At 64.9% G+C, this 17,107-nt stretch carries 13 protein-coding genes; 3 read left to right on the plus strand and 10 right to left on the minus strand.

Translation table 11 applies throughout. The features are described from left to right. Positions 1–58: 58 nt before the first annotated feature. The 10 genes from tssH to BLV04_RS09920 all read right to left on the minus strand — a co-directional run bounded on the left by tssH (position 59) and on the right by BLV04_RS09920 (position 12,803). Positions 59–2,866 carry a type VI secretion system ATPase TssH gene (gene tssH, locus BLV04_RS09875; protein WP_093030731.1) on the minus strand — a complete coding sequence of 936 codons (2,808 nt, stop codon included), beginning with the start codon at positions 2,864–2,866 and terminating at the stop codon, positions 59–61. Next, on the minus strand, positions 2,863–4,041 hold the full coding sequence (gene tssG / locus BLV04_RS09880) for a type VI secretion system baseplate subunit TssG (RefSeq protein ID WP_093030734.1): 1,179 nt from the start codon (positions 4,039–4,041) through the stop codon (positions 2,863–2,865). The genes tssH and tssG overlap by 4 nt, the downstream gene beginning before the upstream one ends. Beyond that, positions 4,005–5,894, minus strand: coding sequence for a type VI secretion system baseplate subunit TssF (gene tssF / locus BLV04_RS09885; RefSeq protein ID WP_093030737.1), 1,890 nt, complete (start codon positions 5,892–5,894; stop codon positions 4,005–4,007). The genes tssG and tssF overlap by 37 nt, the downstream gene beginning before the upstream one ends. Positions 5,895–5,902: 8 nt before the next feature. Further along, positions 5,903–6,415, minus strand: a complete 513-nt coding sequence (gene tssE, locus BLV04_RS09890) for a type VI secretion system baseplate subunit TssE (protein WP_093030741.1) — start codon at positions 6,413–6,415, stop codon at positions 5,903–5,905. Positions 6,416–6,420: 5 nt separating this feature from the next. After that, complete coding sequence (locus BLV04_RS09895; RefSeq protein WP_093030744.1) at positions 6,421–7,227, minus strand: type VI secretion system accessory protein TagJ; 807 nt, start codon at positions 7,225–7,227, stop codon at positions 6,421–6,423. Between the two features lie 275 nt (positions 7,228–7,502). After that, positions 7,503–7,991, minus strand: coding sequence for an Hcp family type VI secretion system effector (locus BLV04_RS09900; RefSeq protein ID WP_093030747.1), 489 nt, complete (start codon positions 7,989–7,991; stop codon positions 7,503–7,505). Positions 7,992–8,195: 204 nt separating this feature from the next. Then, on the minus strand, positions 8,196–9,695 hold the full coding sequence (tssC, locus tag BLV04_RS09905; RefSeq protein ID WP_093030750.1) for a type VI secretion system contractile sheath large subunit: 1,500 nt from the start codon (positions 9,693–9,695) through the stop codon (positions 8,196–8,198). Position 9,696: 1 nt separating this feature from the next. Next, the gene (gene tssB, locus BLV04_RS09910) at positions 9,697–10,221 is read right to left on the minus strand and encodes a type VI secretion system contractile sheath small subunit (protein ID WP_093030753.1); all 525 of its coding nucleotides are present in this window, start codon (positions 10,219–10,221) and stop codon (positions 9,697–9,699) included. A 67-nt stretch (positions 10,222–10,288) separates the two neighbouring features. After that, on the minus strand, positions 10,289–11,332 hold the full coding sequence (gene tssA, locus BLV04_RS09915) for a type VI secretion system protein TssA (protein WP_093030756.1): 1,044 nt from the start codon (positions 11,330–11,332) through the stop codon (positions 10,289–10,291). A 172-nt stretch (positions 11,333–11,504) separates the two neighbouring features. Further along, positions 11,505–12,803: a cobyrinic acid a,c-diamide synthase CobB gene (locus BLV04_RS09920; protein ID WP_093030878.1), complete on the minus strand. Its 1,299-nt coding sequence runs from the start codon at positions 12,801–12,803 to the stop codon at positions 11,505–11,507. A gap of 176 nt (positions 12,804–12,979) precedes the next feature. On the opposite strand from BLV04_RS09920, the gene cobM reads away from it, so the two are divergent. The 3 genes from cobM (at position 12,980) to aceE (ending at position 17,056) form a co-directional block, all read left to right on the plus strand. Further along, the gene (gene cobM, locus BLV04_RS09925) at positions 12,980–13,768 is read left to right on the plus strand and encodes a precorrin-4 C(11)-methyltransferase (protein WP_093030759.1); all 789 of its coding nucleotides are present in this window, start codon (positions 12,980–12,982) and stop codon (positions 13,766–13,768) included. Positions 13,769–13,778: 10 nt separating this feature from the next. Next, entirely contained in the window at positions 13,779–14,225 is a 447-nt protein-coding gene (locus BLV04_RS09930) for a DUF29 domain-containing protein (RefSeq protein ID WP_093030762.1), read from the plus strand. A gap of 176 nt (positions 14,226–14,401) precedes the next feature. After that, a complete protein-coding gene (aceE, locus tag BLV04_RS09935; RefSeq protein WP_093030765.1) occupies positions 14,402–17,056 on the plus strand; it encodes a pyruvate dehydrogenase (acetyl-transferring), homodimeric type in 2,655 nt (884 codons plus the stop codon). Positions 17,057–17,107: the final 51 nt, after the last annotated feature.

Raw genomic sequence — 17,107 nt, forward strand, 5'->3', positions numbered from 1 at the left:
CCCGAGTATAGTCAAGCCGAGCCTTTCCGCCAGATCACCACGGCGGGCTAGCAACTGATCACTCGAACGCGTAGCCGAACCCGAAATCGTCGACCCCGATCGAGACCCGCGTAAGCCCTTGGCCATCGAGTGTACGATTGAGCAGCTCACGACTGATGGCCGGCAGCACCGTATTGGTGAGGATGGCGTCCACTACGCGCGCACCGCTCTCGACCTCGGCGCAGCGCCGGGCGATCAAATCGATGACGGCCTCGTCGTAGGTCAGCGCGGCACGATGGTTCTCTGCGATCCGCCGAACGATGCGGCCCAGCTGCAACCGGATGATGGCGCCCAGCATCTCGTCGCTCAGCGGATAGTAAGGGATGGCGACGAGTCGCCCGAGCAGCGCGGGCGGGAAGACCTTGAGCAGTGGCTGACGCAGGGCGCTGGCGATCCCCTCGACATCGGGCATCAGCTCGGGATCCTTGCACAGCGACATGATCAGATCCGTGCCGACGTTGGTCGTCAGCAGGATCAGGGTATTGCGAAAGTCGATGTAGCGTCCCTCGGCATCCTCCATCCAGCCCTTGTCGAAGACCTGGAAGAAGATCTCGTGCACGTCGGGGTGGGCCTTCTCGACCTCGTCGAGCAGGACCACGCTGTAGGGCTTGCGCCGCACGGCCTCGGTGAGGATGCCGCCCTCGCCGTAGCCGACATAGCCGGGGGGCGCACCCTTGAGCGTGGAGACCGTATGGGCCTCCTGGAACTCGCTCATGTTGATCGTGATGATGTTCTGCTCGCCGCCGTAAAGGGCCTCGGCGAGGGCGAGGCCGGTCTCGGTCTTGCCGACACCGGAGGGACCGGCGAGCAGGAAGACCCCGATCGGCTTGCTCGGGTTGTCGAGACGCGCGCGCGAGGTCTGGATCCGCTTGGCGATCATCTCGAGCGCATGGCGTTGGCCGATGACACGTTTGTTGAGCGTGTCCGCCAGGTTCAGGACGGCCGTCACCTCATCCTTGACCATGCGTCCGACCGGGATGCCGGTCCAATCGGCGACGACCGAGGCGACGGCCTGAGCGTCGACGCTCGGGAGGATTAGGGGACGTTCCCCTTGGAGGCTCTGCAACTCGGCTTGGAGCGCGCGCAGCCGCTCCAATGCGGACGTGCGCTCGGCGTCCGACAGCGTTGGCGAGACCGCCGAAGACGCCGATCCCGGATCGGAAGACGGCTCCGGCGTCGACGAATCGGCGTCGTTCGGATCTCGATCCGCCGGCGCCGGCGCAACCGCCTCTGCGGCCTGTTCCAACGGACTGCCTGTCCCTTCGACCGGTGCCTGATGGCCGCGCAGCACGGCGCGCAGATCGAGGATCTCGTGGACCAGCGCCTTCTCGGCCTCCCAACGGCCGCGAAGCCCCTCCAGGCGCTCGCGCTCCTCGGCCACCGCCTCCCCTGCCGCGCGTGCCCGCTCCTGCGTATCGACACCCACCGCCGTCTCGCGATCGATGATCGCCAGCTCCGTCTCGAGCCCCTCGATCCGGCGTCGGCAGTCCTCCACCTCGGCCGGCTCGGCCGCCTGACTGATGGCAACTCGGGCACAGGCGGTATCGAGCAGGCTGACGGCCTTGTCGGGCAATTGACGCGCGGGGATATAGCGATGGGAGAGTCGGACCGCACTCTCCAGACCCTCGTCGAGCAGCTGCACCTGGTGATGCTTCTCCAGGGTTGAGGCGATGCCGCGGACCATGAGTATCGCCTTCTCCTCGCTCGGCTCGTCGATGGCGACGACCTGGAAGCGGCGGGTCAGGGCCGGATCCTTCTCGATGTATTTCTTGTACTCGCTCCAGGTCGTCGCCGCGACCGTGCGCAACGTGCCTCGGGCGAGCGCCGGTTTGAGCAGGTTGGCAGCGTCGCCGGTGCCGGCGGTCCCGCCGGCGCCGATCAGCGTGTGGGCCTCGTCGATGAAGAGGATGATCGGCTTCGGGGACGCCTGCACCTCTTCGATGACCTGACGCAGCCGATTCTCGAACTCGCCCTTCATGCTCGCGCCGGCCTGCAGCAGGCCCACGTCCAGGGTCCGCAGGCTGACCTCCTTGAGCGGTGGCGGCACCTCGCCCGAGGCCAGCCGCAAGGCGAAGCCTTCGACGACCGCCGTCTTGCCCACGCCGGCCTCGCCGGTCAGGATGGGGTTGTTCTGGCGCCGACGCATGAGGATGTCGATCATCTGGCGGATCTCCTCGTCACGCCCGACGATAGGATCCAGCTCGCCGTTACGGGCGTGCTCGGTCAGGTCGATGGAAAACTGCTTGAGCGCCTCCTGCTTGCCCATCTGGGCCGGGGCCATGGCCCCGCTCGCCTCTCCCGGCGCTGCGCCGCCGCCGACCTGAAAGCCGTCGCTTGCGCTCAGGCGATCCTCGGGCGAGCCCGAGACGATCTCGGCAAAGCGGTCGGTCAGGGTATCCGTGACGATCTTGTCGAACTGGCGCGAGATCCCGAGCAGGGCGCTGCGCAGACCGCGGGTCTTGAGCATCCCGACCAGGAGATGGCCGGTACGCACCTGCGACTCGCCGAACATCAGGGTCCCGTAGGTCCAGCCCCGCTCGACGGCCTCTTCGACGTCGGAGGACAGATCCGAAATGGAGCGCGAGCCGCGCGGGAGTCGATCCAAAGATTCGGTAAAGTCGCGCGCCAATCCGGCCGGATCCAGGTCGAACTGCCGGATGATCCGATGCAGGTCCGAGTCCTGATTCTGGAGGATCTGATTGAGCCAGTGCACCAGCTCCACGTAGGGATTGCCGCGCATCTTGCAGAAGACGGTGGCACTTTCGATCGCCTTGTAGGCCAGCGGATTGAGCTTGCCGAAGAGGGCGGTGCGGCTGATCTCGGTCATCGTGTGCTCCTCGTCGTATCGAGCCGCTTGTGCGGATCGAGCTTCAAATCGTCTCCGTCGCGACCCAAGGGGCCGCTCGCGAGCCAGGTCGTCCAACCCAGCTGCCCGCCACTGCCTAGACGCAGCGGCGGCACCTCGGCAGCCGCGAGCACCGGGTTCAGATCCCAATCGAGCTGATCCCCGACATAGTTCCGCACCAGCGCCTTGATCCGCTGCAGGGTCTCCCCGCCGGGCAGCAGCCGAAGATAATCGGCCAAGCCGACCGGACCGATCGACACGCGAAACTTCGATTGGTGATCCCACACCCGCCCGCCGAGCGTCGTGGTAAGTCCCAAGGCCCCCGTGCCGGGCGACTCGCCGAGGCGCAACAGGCAATCGGGAGGCAGCACCAGCCAATGCCCGATAAATTCCTCGATCCGCACCGGCAGCCGCAGAAACTCGGCCAACATGGCACGCAGCCCGTCCGGATGGCGCGTCTGGCAGGACAGGTGCCCGGCGAAATGACGCTTGGCCAGATCCGGCATGGCATCGCGGCCCTGATAGGCAGGCATGCCGGTCCCGGCCAGTGCGCCGAGATAGGTCCCGAAACGATCCTGCGTCGGGCGGTCGAAGCTGACGGCCGGCTGGGCCTGGGCCCAGCCGCGATAGAAGAGCGTCAGCATCCGATGGTGAAAGAGATCGAGAAACCGCGCGAAGGTTGGATCCGAGGCGTTGCGTTGCCGCTCGCGCGCGTACTCGGTGAGATGCAGCGGCAGCGGACCGTTGGGGCCAAGCAGGCCAAAGAAGTAGACCAGGAGCCGCGGCGGCCGTCCGGACGCGGGCCGAACCAAGGCGGCGAGCTCGGCCGGCGCGAAGATCATCGAAGGCTGCTGGCCCAGTCGGATCGGATCCTCGACGGGCCGGGCCGAGGCGCCGATCCTCGGGCGCTCGGGCTGCAGGGCTTCGAGCCGGCGCAGTGTCTGATAAAACCCGAAGCGCCAGGGTGCGGCCGCCAGCTCGCCGAGTAGGGTCTGCTTGCCGCGGTCGGAAGCGCGCGCCCTGTCGGGCAGCGCCCGGTTCTGCGTCGCCTGTGACTCGGGTCGAGCACTCTGCTCCGGTTGCGCAAGATCACCCGGAGCAAGGCCAAATGCAGGCGCCGTCACAGGATCGGTCTGCGGCCGATCGTCGCTGGCCATCGCATCACCTCTCCACGGTCGGTCTTGAGCAGGGTCTCGGTAAAACTGTTGATCGAGCAGTAGCGGGCGAAGAAGCGTTCGAGCACGGACCCCAGGAGGAAGACGCCGGTCCCCTCGAAGGCGGTCTCGTCGCAATGCAGACTGATCTCCAAACCGCGCGCATAGGTGACCGGCCGCACGCCGGGCAGGCGTCGGGTGACGGGGCGCGAGGCCACACCGCGCAAACCTTCGACCTGATGACGGACATCGGCGTTGGCGAGATCCGCGTAGAGCGCCAAGAGCTCGCGGAGTGCCGCCGCGCCGGTACCGCCGTCGCTGTCGGCGATCGAGAGATAATTCAGAGACAGATGGCTGATGAGGCGCCAGGCGGTGTCGCCGTGCGCATGCGAAGGCTGCGGTCGCGTCGGCCCGGCCACCACACGCACCGCCTGCACGGGCGCGCCGATCTCGAGCGAGAAATCCGTCGTGCCGGCGCCGACGGGCATCTGCAGCGGCAAATCCCGGTTGGTGCAGAGTCCGGTCACCGCGAGCTGACGCAGCTGACTCGACCAAGGGGCATCCCCGCTGTCGACCAGATTCACATAAACCTCGCTGCCGATGTAGCTCGAACGCGGCCCCTGTCGGCGCTGCCGCGAGGAGAGGCGGCGCGGCACCCGATGCACGCTGTAGTAGGCAGGCTCGGCTTCTTGCGCGCTCATGTCGGTGGCGGAATAGAAGGGCCTGAACTCGCGCATCTCCGTGGTCGCGGCCCCGTAACCCGTCACACCGTCGACGCGATAGACCTCGAAGTCCATCGGGCGGGTCCGGTCCGGAACGACGTGATAGTCCGGCCCGGCATCGCCGAGATGGATTCGGTCGCAGCGCTTGGGAAAGAGGTTGATTGCGGGGGTGCAATGGAGTGCGAAGTTGCCCGCGCCGAGAATGCCGTCGAGTGACGGGGCCGTCTGATCGAAGAGCAGAATCAGATCCACCTCGGGCGCGGCGATGCGTCGCAGGATCGACCCCAGCGCCTCGATGGCCACGAAGAGAAAGCGCTGGGGAAAGGCGAAATATTCATGCAGATGCCGATACCCGTGAAAGGACGTCGGGGCATAGGGCAAGAGGGCCTCGTCCTCTTCGAAGCCGAGCGGATGCAGGACGCTCGGCGGGAGCACCTCGATCCAAGGCACCGGCCGCGCCGTCGGCTGGACCAGCACCGCCGTGGTCTTGCCGAGCAGCTGGGCATAGAGATCGAACGGGATCTGGTCGGTCCCCTGCAGGAAGAGATCCAGGCGGAACAGGCCGGGCCGGCTCGGGGCGAGCTGCGCGAAGGTCAGGCCGGCCGTCATGCGCAGACGCAGCCGGATCCCGGCCTTGCTGCGTTGCAGGGCCGGCAGATCCGCCCTCGCGACCGGCCCGATATGGGTGAAATATTCCGCTTCCGTCAGCTCGAGGGGCCAGAGCCGCACCTCATGGGCCGTGCGGTAATCGCAGGCGGTCTGCTCGCCCTTGCCGATGGTGCTGCGCAATTGCGTCTCGCGCGGCAGAGCGACACCCTCGGCGAGCGCCCCTTCGTTGAGATCCGGCTGAAGCTGGACCACCGTCATCGATGGAGTCGGCGCCAGATAGTGGGGATAGACGGTCTCCAACAGGTGCTGCGTGAAGGCCGGAAACTCGGCGTCGATCTTGAGCTGGACCCGGGCGGCCAGGAAGGCAAAGCCCTCGAGCAGACGCTCGACATAGGGGTCGGCACACTCGAAACCGGAAAGACCCAGCCGTCCGGCGATCTTGGGGAATTCGGCCGCGAACTCGCCGCCCATCTCGCGCAGATGCGTAAGCTCGCGGTTGTAGTAGGACAGGAGACGTGGATCCATGATGTGGCTCAGCCGCTCGACGGCGTCGTCTCGTAGACATGGATCTCGCCGTTCTCCAGGTCCACGTCGGTCTTGAGATAGAGACGCTGCGGCATGGGCGTGCCCCAAAGCTCCCCTTCGATATCGAAACGGATGGCGTTCGGTGTCATTTGCTCGGCGTCGACGATGGCGCGGATACTCAGACCCTGCCGCAGGATGCGCGGCTCGAAGCGCAGAATGGCTTGGCGCAGCAGGCGCTCCAGGGTCGGGACGTCGAGCCCGGAGAGGTTGCGCCCGGCGAGATCCGGCATCCCGTAGTTGACGACCGAGGATTGGACCTGCGGATAGGGGTCCAAGTCCTGGACCGTGGCCAGATCGCAGGCGTTGAGGAGCCACTCCAGATCCCGAATGACACATTGCTTGAGCTTGCGCGGCGAGAGGACACGCTGCTCCCGCGACTCCTCGCGCTGTTGCGGCGCATCGTCCGTCAGCCGGTCGAGCAGCGAGGGCTGCAGACGCTCTTTCGGGGTCAGATCCGCCATTGCGCTCAGGACACCCCTTCCGACGGCGGATCGATCTCGACACGGCGGGTCGCCAGCAGGGGATAGTCGCCGACGTCCGTGGTCAGCATGCGTTGACCCAGACCGGTGAAGAGCTCGCCGCCCTGCTCCGTCCACTCGGTCAGACGCGCGAGTCGGATGCGCGGATCCGGACTCGACTCCGAGCCCGGATAACGGCACGGGACGAAGGCGACCGCCTCGCCCCCGTTGGCCCAGGTGATGTGTGCCGGTGCCCAGACCAGGTCGCGCAGATCGGCCGGCTCCTCCAGCACCAGCGCCCGCAGATGCTGGAAGGGGACCCAGAAATAGCGTCCGTCCACGATGATCTCCAGCATGGGTCCCAGGCGCCCGTCGGCATCGGCGATCCAGGCAAACGGCTCCCCGTCGATGCGCCCCTCCGAGATCGGGGCCGCCTCCAATGCCTGCTCGCGCAACGCCTGCGACTGCTCCATGCGCCCCTGAGCCGCGAGACGCAGTGACTGGAACAGGAGTGCGACCCACTGCGCCGGCTCGCCCAGAACCAACGGGTCGCGCTCCCCGGCGAAGACCTGCGCACGCAGGGCCTCGCAGCGCAGGACATCGCGATAGGTGCTGACCATCGCGAGGGTGCCGGCATCCAGCTCCCCGGCGACATTGAGCTGACTCAGCGCCCGGTCCCACTGACCCATTACGGCGAACAACTGGAACAGAAAAGTCCGCAGACGCGCGTCCGCCGGCGAGCGGCGAACGCGATCGGTTAAATCGGAGAGGGCGGCATCCAGGTCGCCTTGCTTCAATGCCTCTTCGGCACCCATAGGCGTCTCCCGGCGCCGGGCATCTGGTGTCCGGCGCGCTTAGGCTTCAGCGGTTACGCATGACCCGGCGACATAAACCGCGTCCCGAGCGACATGCGTCGTTTTCCTTGTGCTTTTTGCTTCGGAGATATCCTCGATCCCAGTGAGAGATCCCAGTGAGACGCGGTTTAGAATTTAATATTTTTTAGTATCTTAAACCGCGCCGACTCCAACGGTCGTCAAGCCTGACCGGGCCATTCCCATCCAAAAACATCGCATACCGCGCCGGGCGCGATTTAATCCTGCTTGTTGGTCTCCAGATTCCAAGTTCGGTCGGTCGCCGAACCCGCCTTGCCGGCATGGTCGATCGGCGTGTACTCCCACTTGATCTTGCCGTAGGCGAAGGTGACCTGCTCGAGGGGCTTGATCTCGTCGCCGCGACTCCCGCCCGGCGACACGGAGGTGACGATGCAGTCTTCGAGCGTGTACTTCATGAACGTGTGTTTGTCGCCGGTGGCCAGGCAGAGTTCAAGCTCGACCTTCGGGATGTGCTCGCCCTTCGCGCACTTGATGTTGAGATCCGGCGTGGCATTGTCGATGGTCTTTGTCACGGCGAGATTCTGGAAATCGGCACGGCCCCCGGTGCGTCCGCCGGTGGCACTGGCACCCGAGACGGGCTGCGAGACACCGTGACTGAAGCTCAGGATCTCGATCCACTTGCTATGGGCATCGTCGCTGCTTTCGCCATCGATGCCTTCGATCTTCAGGAACATATCAACGGCCATGACAAACCTCCTCGCTGCTAAAGTAGGAATGTTGTTTGCCGACGTCTTCTACCATCGCATCGGCTTGTGGAGTCGCCGATTCCCTGACGGACCTGCGTGTACCCTAACAAACGAAATCGATACTGAACCGCGCCCGGAGCGAGATGCTCATTTTCGAGTGAGCTCGACGTTTTGTGCATCCCCGACCCTTAGCGGAGACGCGGTTTAAGTCTTCTGCGAAGGTAGCTTCGAAACCAACCGCAGAGAGACGGTCAGGCCTTCGAGCTGATAGTGCGGTCTCAGATAAAAGACCGAGTTGTAATACCCCGGATTGCCTTCGACCTCCGTGACGACGACCTGCGCGGCCGCCAGCGGTTTACGGGCCTTGTCGACCTCCGAGGCGTTGGCCGGATTGGGCTCGACGTACTTGTTGATCCATTTGTTGAGCCACTTCTCCATGTCGTCGCGCTCCTTAAACGACCCAATCTTGTCGCGCACGATCGCCTTCAGATAATGCGCAAACCGGCAGACGGCAAAGAGATACGGCAGACGAGCCGACAGATTGGCGTTGGCGGTCGCATCCGGGTCGTCGTACTCGAAGGGTTTTTGCAGCGACTGGGCGCCGATGAAGGCCGCGAAGTCGGTATTTTTCTTGTGCATGAGGGGCATGAAACCGTTCTTCGCCAGCTCCGCCTCGCGCCGGTCGTCGATGGCGATCTCGGTCGGACACTTCATATCCACACCGCCGTCGTCGGTCGGGAAGGTGTGAACGGGTAGCCCTTCGACGGCGCCGCCGGACTCCACGCCGCGGATGCGCGAGCACCACCCGTAGAGCTTGAAGGCCCGATTGATGTTGACGGCCATCGCATAGGCGGAGTTCGACCAGGTGTAGCGGCTGTGGTCGCCCAAGCCGGTGTCTTCCTCGAAGTCGAATTCCTCGACCGGATCGGTCTTCGCCCCGTAGGGCAAGCGGGCCAGGAAGCGCGGCATGGCCAACCCGATATAGCGTGAATCCTCGGACTCGCGCAGCGATTTCCAGGCGGCATATTCGGGCGTTTGGAAGATCTTGGTCAGATCGCGCGGATTGCTCAGCTCCTGCCAGGACTCCATCTGCATGATCCCCGCGTCCGCCCCCGCGATGAAGGGGGTATGCGCGGCTGCGGAGATCTGGGCCATTTGGCCGAGAAGCTCGACATCCGGCGGGCTGTGATCGAAATAATAGTCCCCGACGATACAGCCGAACGGCTCCCCGCCGAACATGCTGTATTCCTCGGTATAGATCTTCTTGAAGATCGGGCTTTGGTCCCAGGCCGTTCCCTTGAATTTCTTCAAGGACTTGTGCAGCTCCTTTTTCGAGATGTTCATGACCCGGATCTTGAGCATCTCGTCCGTTTCGGTGTTGTTCACGAGATGATGCAGACCGCGCCAGCTGCCTTCGAGCGCCTGGAAATCAGCGTGATGCAGAATCAGATTGACCTGCTCGGTCAGCTTTCGATCGATCTCGGCAATGATCGACTCGATGGTGCGCACGGCATCGTCGGAGATGAGCGCGGTCTGCTCCAGCGCCTGCGCCGCGAGGGTCTGTACCGCACCCTCCACCGCCTCGCGGGCACGGTCGGAGCGGGGCTTGAATTCCTTCTGCAGCAGCGAGGTAAAGGCACCGGCCTCGATCGGTTCGGCCGTCGCGCTCTCCCGGGCCAGAGGTTGGGTCTCGGTCTCGGCCATCTTATTTCTCCTCCGCCTGAGACTGCGCATCCGCCGGCTTCGGCGCGGCGGCAAGGGCCTGCAATAGGGTCGGGTCTTGGAGCACCTTGGCGATCAACTCCTCGGCACCGCTCTTGCCGTCCATATAGGTCAGGAGGTTGGCGAGCTGCGAGCGCGCGGTCAGCAGGTTGTTCAAGGCGTCGACCTTGCGCGCGACCGCCGCCGGCGAGAAGTCGTCCATGCTCTCGAAGGTCAGCTCCACGTTCAGGTTGCCCTCCCCGGTCAGTGTGTTGGGCACCTGGAAGGCCACGCGCGGCTTCATCGCCTTCAATCGATCATCGAAATTGTCGACGTCGATCTCGAGCATCTTGCGATCGGCGACCGGAGGCAGGGCGTCGACGGGCTTGCCCGAGAGATCCGCGAGAACGCCCATCACGAAGGGCAGCTGGATGGTCTTTTCGGCGCCGTAGAGCTCGACGTCGTACTCGATCTGCACCCGCGGTGCCCGATTGCGGGCGATGAACTTCTGACTGCTTTCTTTCGCCACTGAGAGTCTCCTCGCTCTGGAAGGGTCCGCGGCTTCGGGTCAACAGCATGTGGCCGCAGGCCAGGTTTCAGCCCTTGTCGTCGATCCCGCACACCTTCTGAATCTGGGGTAATGCATCCGGGGCAAGATCGCGCACGATGTCGACGAAGCTACCGGTCACGAGCCGTCGAGCACGCTTCAACAACAAGGGAACGGGGCTCGATGGCTCGAAGCGCAGGTAGTAGTCGCAGATTCGGTCCAGGGACCGGACGACATCCTCGCGCGAATGGATGCCGACTCCGGGATGACCCGCGGTCGATGGCGGCGGTCTCTCCCCGCCCGGTCCGGCGTCCGGGTCGCTCCGCACCCCGGTCACCGACGCGGGCCGGCGCTCATCGAGGCGCACCTGCAAGACCCCCTGCATTGCGCCGAGTAGGTCCGTCAACGGCGAGAGGTCGGGCATGAGATCCGCGGAGACATGGGTAGCAAGGGCATCGCTCAGCGCGCGCGCCCCGGCAAGCGCGGCATTCGCACCAAGCGCGGCCGAGCTCAGCTCCTCCAAGTCGCAATCCTGGAAGGCCCCGGCAATGGCCGCGCTGTCGCGTGGCTGTGCATCGCCGGGTGCGGCCGCCTTGCCCTCGGCAATCTCGATGTCTCGATAGGTCACGTGACCGAAGACCCGAGAGCGAATCAGCGGGGTCGTTCTCAACGGCATGAGGAGGGTGCCGTGTCCGCACAGATCGAGAAGCACATTGACCCGGGCGCCCGGATCCATGTCCTCCTCGGGATCGAGCCGGGGATGAAGATCATCCCAAAACCCACTGACCAATCCGGTCAATACCCCGAGCCCGTCACTCAATCCCGGAAGACCACGTGTTTGCAGCAATGCCCGCGCCAGGAATACGGCTGGGCGCAAATCCTTGGATCGCTTTAGCAGAGCGACGGCCAAGGTATGCACATGGCGCCAATCCGGCTCCTCCGCGGGGACGAGGCTGTCGCCCATGCGACGCTCGGGCGTGCCTGCGGCCGCCTGAACCATGGCGAGGAAGTCCGAATCGTATTCGAGATCATCCCCTACCGGAGATTCGGCAGAGATCGGCTGGAGGAGGATATCGAGGTCGAGGTCACTCATCGTGTCTGCGCACCGAGTCGGGGAGACAGCAAAAGAATCCAAGAGGACGACCCTATTCAAATCCTATAGCACAGGACCCTGATCCCTGCAAAGACGGATCGGCGATTCCCCGGCAACCCCGACGCCTGGAGCGACTTCGCGATCTCGCCCAGAAACAGGGTGGAACAGGTGCTCAAGGCCCAAACAACGCCGCCACCGCCTCCGGGGCGGACGGAAAATAGAGATGCAGGTAGCTCGCCCGCACCGGACCGAGCCGATAAAAGGGCTCGCCCGGCTGTCCGTCGGAACGGCGTCGTCCGGTGCAGGTCGGCGTCATCGGACTCTTCAGGGCTGAATGATGAAAGCTGTGCCCGCGCGCTTCGCCCCCGGGCAGCGCGATCGATTCGAGGCCCAACCCGACCAGACGCGGCATCAGACGACCTTCCCCCGGCAGCAGACCGACCATGGCGCCGCGCTCGCCGTCGCGATCGAGCAGTGACTCAAGTAGATAGAGCATACCGCCGCATTCGGCATAGATCGGCCGACCGGCGTTCGCATGCCCCTGAATGGATGCCTTAATCGCGCGATTGCCCTCCAGCCGCTTCAGATGCAGCTCGGGGTATCCGCCGGGCAGGTAGATGGCGTCGGCGACCACGGCGGTGTCGGCGAGCGGGGAGAACTCGACCAGCTCGGCACCCATCGCGCGGAGCAGGTCCAGGTTCTCGGGATAGATGAAGCTGAAGGCGGCATCGCGGGCAACGGCGATCCTGCGCCCGGCCAGCAAAGGCGGCGGGGCCACGGCGACCTCGGCGGGTGGTTCAAAACGAACCGGATCGGGCAGCCGGGCCAAGGCGCTGTCGGCGATCACCTGCGCCGCGGCGTCGAGACGCCCATCCAGGTCGGCGATCTCCCCGGCCTGGACGAGGCCCAGATGTCGACTGGGCAGCGTGGCCTTTTCCACCCGTGGCAACGCGCCGAGAAAGGGAATGCCGTCCGGCATGCCGGCCGCCAGCATCTGGGCATGACGCGCACCGGCAACCCGATTGGCGATGACGCCTGCGAACGGGAGGCTCGACCGATAGCGGGCCAGGCCGAGCGCGAGCGCGCCGAAGGTTTGGCCCATACCGCCGGCGTCGATCAGGACCGCCACCGGGACACCGAAGGTCTGCGCGAGATCGGCCCCGGAAGGGGTGCCGTCGAAGAGCCCCATCGCCCCTTCGATCAGGATGAGATCCGCCGCGCCGGCGGCCGCATAGAGCTTGCGCCTCGAGTCTGCCTCGCCGACCATCCAGAGGTCGAGAGACTCGGCCTGCGTCCCGGCGGCGCGTCCGAGGACCATGGGGTCCAGGAAATCCGGTCCGGTCTTGAAGACCCGCACCCGCCGCCCTTGGTTGCGATGATGGCGCGCCAGTGCGGCGACCAACGTCGTCTTGCCCTGACCGGATGCGGGAGCGGCGAGAAACAGCGCGGGACAGGTTCGGGCAAGGGTCATGGCTCGAGAGTCGATGCGGCCGTGTTGAAGACGAGGACCGGGCGCGGCCGGACGCATTGCGCGCCGATCGACCGGCCATCTATGCTGTCGGTTCGAGGCATCATGCTGGAAGCGACTTCGCCGATGCAACTCACCGTGGGTCGACAGCGAGCACAGTCTTATGGGTGAGGTTCAGTATGGGTAAGGTTTGGTTCGTCGGTGCCGGTCCGGGTGCGGCCGATCTGATCACGGTCCGCGGCAGTCGTCTGCTGGGCGATGCCGGGGCCGTCCTCTATGCCGGATCGCTCGTCTCCCGGGCCGCCCTGCAATGGGCGTCGCCCGGCTGCGACATCGCCGACTCCAAAGGCATGGATCTTGGCGAAATCACCGGCTGGCTGATGGATCGGGCGCAGCGCCACGAGACGGTCGTCCGTCTTCAGACCGGCGACCCGGCGCTCTACGGAGCACTGGCCGAGATGGCAGGTCCACTGGACCGCGCCGGGATCCCGGTCGGCATCGTGCCCGGCGTCTCCTCGGCGATGGCCTCGGCAGCGGCTGCGGGCGAGACACTGACCCTTCCGGAGATAACCCAAACCGTCATCCTCACCCGCATCGAGGGACGCACGCCGATGCCCGAGCGCGAGTCGCTCGATGCGCTGGCACACCATCATTGCTCGCTCTGCATCTTTCTCTCGATCGCCCACATCGATGCGGTCATCGACGCCCTGCGTCGCGCGGGCTGGCCGAACTCCGCCCCCATGGTCGTCGTGGAGAAGGCGACCTGGCCGGGCGAGGAGCGCGTCCTGCGCGGAACCCTCTCCGACATCGCCGAGCAGTGCCGCGCGGCCGGGATCGACCGCCAGGCCATGATCCTCGCAAGCCCGGCTCTCGGTGCACGCGCGCGCACCGACATCGAGATGTCCCGACTCTACGCCCCCGAGTTCGGACACGGCTTCCGCCGTGCCGAACGGCCACCCGAGACCTGAGGCCACCGCGATGAGCGCACTTTCCGATCTCTACAAGACCGATTTCCACGCCTGGACGCTGAAGGCTGCGGAATTGATCCGCCAGCATCGCTTCGACGAGGTGAACACGGACGACCTGGCGGAGGAGCTGGACAGCATGGGTAAGAAAGAGCGCAACGAGATCGCGAACCGCCTGGTCGTCCTGCTGGCCCACCTGTTGAAGTGGCAGTTTCAGCCGGCCTACCGAAGCACGAGCTGGCGTAGCAGCATCATCGAGCAGCGCAAGCAGATTCAGCGTCAGATCCAGTCAAGCCCCAGCGTGAAGCCTTACGTGCCGGAGGCCGTCGAGGATGCCTACCCCGACGCCGTGGACATCGCCGCGCGCGAGACCCTGTTGAGCCCAGAGCGCTTCCCCCAAACGTGCCCCTACGCGATCGATCGGATCCTCGATTTCGATTTCTACCCGAATGAACCATGACCCCAAAGGTTAAAGGTTAAAGGTTAAGAGCTGGAGGCAGGAGGCCGGAGGCTGGCGGCTATCCCCCGGCCCAGCCATACATTGACCCCCTAAATTCTCACCATTGCAAACCTGAAGCGCTGATATAATCCGCGCTTTGCCCGTGCCGACCGCTTCGACCGCTTCCGGGAAACATCATGACCAACAAGCCCGATATCGATCCCCAAGAGACACAGGAATGGCTCGATTCGCTCGAGGCCGTGCTCGAGAACGAAGGCGTCGAGCGCGCCCACTTTTTGCTCGAGCGTCTGATCGACAAGGCGCGCCGCTCGGGGGCTTATCTCCCGTTCACCGCCAACACCGCCTACGTGAACACCATTCCGGTTCAGCAGCAGGAGCGCTTCCCCGGCGATCGCGCGATGGAGCGACGTATCCGCTCCTTCGTGCGCTGGAACGCGATGGCGATGGTGGTGCAGGCCAACCGGCTCTCGACCGAGCTTGGGGGTCACATCTCGAGCTTCGCCTCCTCCGCGACCCTGGTCGACGTGGGCTACAACCACTTCTTCCGTGCGCGCGACAAGGATCACGGCGGCGATCTCATCTTCTTCCAGGGCCACGCGGCGCCCGGCATCTATGCCCGCGCGTTTCTGGAGGGACGCATCAGCGAGGAGCAGCTCTACAACTTCCGCCAGGAGGTCGACGGCAACGGACTGTCCTCCTATCCGCACCCTTGGTTGATGCCCAACTTCTGGCAGTTCCCGACCGTCTCGATGGGGTTGGGTCCGCTGATGGCCATCTACCAGGCGCGCTTCATGCGCTATCTGAACGACCGCGGGCTGGTCAACACGAGCGAGCGCAAGGTCTGGGCCTTCTTGGGCGACGGCGAGATGGACGAGCCCGAATCGCTGGGCGCCATCTCCTTGGCGGCACGCGAGCGTCTCGACAACCTGGTCTTCGTGGTCAACTGCAACCTGCAGCGTCTCGACGGTCCGGTGCGTGGCAACGGCAAGATCATCCAAGAGCTCGAAGCGGTCTTCCGCGGCGCCGGCTGGAACGTCGTCAAGGTGGTCTGGGGCAGCTACTGGGACCCCTTGTTCGCACGCGACAAGCAGGGCCTGCTGGTCAAGCGCATGGAGGAATGTGTCGACGGCGACTACCAGGCCTACAAGGCCAAGGGCGGCGCCTACACCCGCGAGCACTTCTTCGGCAAGTATCCCGAGCTCAAGGAGATGGTCGCGAACATGACCGACGAGGACATATGGCGCCTGAACCGCGGCGGCCATGACCCGGCCAAGGTCTATGCCGCCTACGACTCGGCCATGCGCATGAACGGCAAGCCGACGGTGATCCTGGCCAAGACCGTGAAGGGTTACGGCATGGGCGTGGCCGGCGAGGGTATGAACATCACCCACTCGCAGAAGAAGATGGGCGAGACGCATCTGAAGGCCTTCCGCGACCGCTTCAATATCCCGATCTCGGACGACCAGATCGGCGCCGCGCCCTTCTACAAGCCGCCGCAGGACAGCCCCGAGATGCAGTACATGCACGAGGTCCGCGAACGGCTCGGCGGCTTCTTGCCGCTGCGTCGCGACGATGCCGCGGTGCTGCCGATCCCCGAGCTGGATGCCTTCAAACCGCTCCTGGAAGGCAGCGGCGACAAGGAGATGTCGACCACCATGGCGATGGTGCGCATCCTCACCATCCTGGTGCGCGACAAGGAAATCGGCAAGTATTTGGTCCCCATCGTTCCGGACGAGGCACGCACCTTCGGCATGGAGGGCATGTTCCGCCAGCTCGGTATCTATTCCTCGATCGGCCAGCTCTACGAGCCGGTCGATGCCGATCAGGTGATGTACTACCGCGAGGACAAGAAGGGTCAGATCCTGCAGGAAGGCATCAACGAGGCGGGCGCCATGTCGTCCTGGATCGCGGCGGCCACCGCCTACGCGAACCACGGCCAGAGCATGATCCCCTTCTACATCTACTACTCGATGTTCGGGTTCCAGCGCATCGGCGATCTGGCCTGGGCCGCGGGCGACATGCAGGCCCGCGGCTTCCTGATCGGCGGCACCGCCGGACGCACGACACTCGCCGGCGAGGGACTGCAGCATCAGGACGGCCACAGCATGGTGGTCGCCGCGACCATCCCGAACTGTGTCGCCTACGACCCGGCCTACGCCTACGAGCTCGCCGTCATCATCCAGGACGGCTTGCGCCGGATGTATCGGGAGAAGGAAAACGTCTTCTACTACGTCACGGCGATGAACGAGAACTACGTTCAGCCCGGGTTGCCCGAGGGCGCCGAGGCCGGGATCCTCAAGGGCATGTATCCGGTCCAGCAAGGCGAGGAGCACACCCATCGCGTGCAGCTGCTCGGTGCCGGGACCATCCTGCGCGAGGTCTTGGCCGCGGCCGAGCTGCTCGCCAAGGACTTCAATGTCGGCGCCGATGTCTGGAGCGTCACCAGCTTCAACGAGCTGCGGCGCGAAGGCATCGATGTGGAGCGCTGGAACATGCTCCACCCCGATCAGCCCCAACGCACCACCTATGTCGAGGAGCAGCTGGCCGGGACCCAAGGCCCGATCATCGCCGCTACCGACTATGTCCGGACCTACGCCGACCAGATCCGCCCCTACATTCCGCGACATTACCTGGTGCTGGGGACCGACGGCTTCGGGCGGAGCGATATGCGCAGCCAGCTGCGGAAATTCTTCGAGGTCAATCGTTACTACATCGTCGTCGCCGCCCTGAAGGCATTGGCGGACGAAGGCGAGATCCCGACCGCGACGGTCTCCGAGGCGATTCGGAAATACCGCATCGACCCGGAAAAACCCAACCCGGTGACGATCTGAACCGCGCTAAACCGTGCTAAACCGCGTCCGTCATCCCATGCGGTGATACGG

Source organism: Thiocapsa roseopersicina, from assembly GCF_900106925.1.
GTDB classification, from domain to species: Bacteria; Pseudomonadota; Gammaproteobacteria; order Chromatiales; family Chromatiaceae; genus Thiocapsa; species Thiocapsa roseopersicina.

Excerpts from the sequence above, each read along its gene's own strand:
- cobM (WP_093030759.1), top strand. The coding sequence starts at position 12,980 with ATGGGTAAGGTTTGGTTCGTCGGTGCCGGTCCGGGTGCGGCCGATCTG.
- tssA (WP_093030756.1), bottom strand. The coding sequence starts at position 11,332 with ATGAGTGACCTCGACCTCGATATCCTCCTCCAGCCGATCTCTGCCGAA.
- tssH (WP_093030731.1), bottom strand. The coding sequence starts at position 2,866 with ATGACCGAGATCAGCCGCACCGCCCTCTTCGGCAAGCTCAATCCGCTG.
- BLV04_RS09895 (WP_093030744.1), bottom strand. The coding sequence starts at position 7,227 with ATGGGTGCCGAAGAGGCATTGAAGCAAGGCGACCTGGATGCCGCCCTC.
- tssF (WP_093030737.1), bottom strand. The coding sequence starts at position 5,894 with ATGGATCCACGTCTCCTGTCCTACTACAACCGCGAGCTTACGCATCTG.
- tssG (WP_093030734.1), bottom strand. The coding sequence starts at position 4,041 with ATGGCCAGCGACGATCGGCCGCAGACCGATCCTGTGACGGCGCCTGCA.
- aceE (WP_093030765.1), top strand. The coding sequence starts at position 14,402 with ATGACCAACAAGCCCGATATCGATCCCCAAGAGACACAGGAATGGCTC.
- BLV04_RS09900 (WP_093030747.1), bottom strand. The coding sequence starts at position 7,991 with ATGGCCGTTGATATGTTCCTGAAGATCGAAGGCATCGATGGCGAAAGC.
- tssC (WP_093030750.1), bottom strand. The coding sequence starts at position 9,695 with ATGGCCGAGACCGAGACCCAACCTCTGGCCCGGGAGAGCGCGACGGCC.
- BLV04_RS09920 (WP_093030878.1), bottom strand. The coding sequence starts at position 12,803 with ATGACCCTTGCCCGAACCTGTCCCGCGCTGTTTCTCGCCGCTCCCGCA.
- BLV04_RS09930 (WP_093030762.1), top strand. The coding sequence starts at position 13,779 with ATGAGCGCACTTTCCGATCTCTACAAGACCGATTTCCACGCCTGGACG.
- tssE (WP_093030741.1), bottom strand. The coding sequence starts at position 6,415 with ATGGCGGATCTGACCCCGAAAGAGCGTCTGCAGCCCTCGCTGCTCGAC.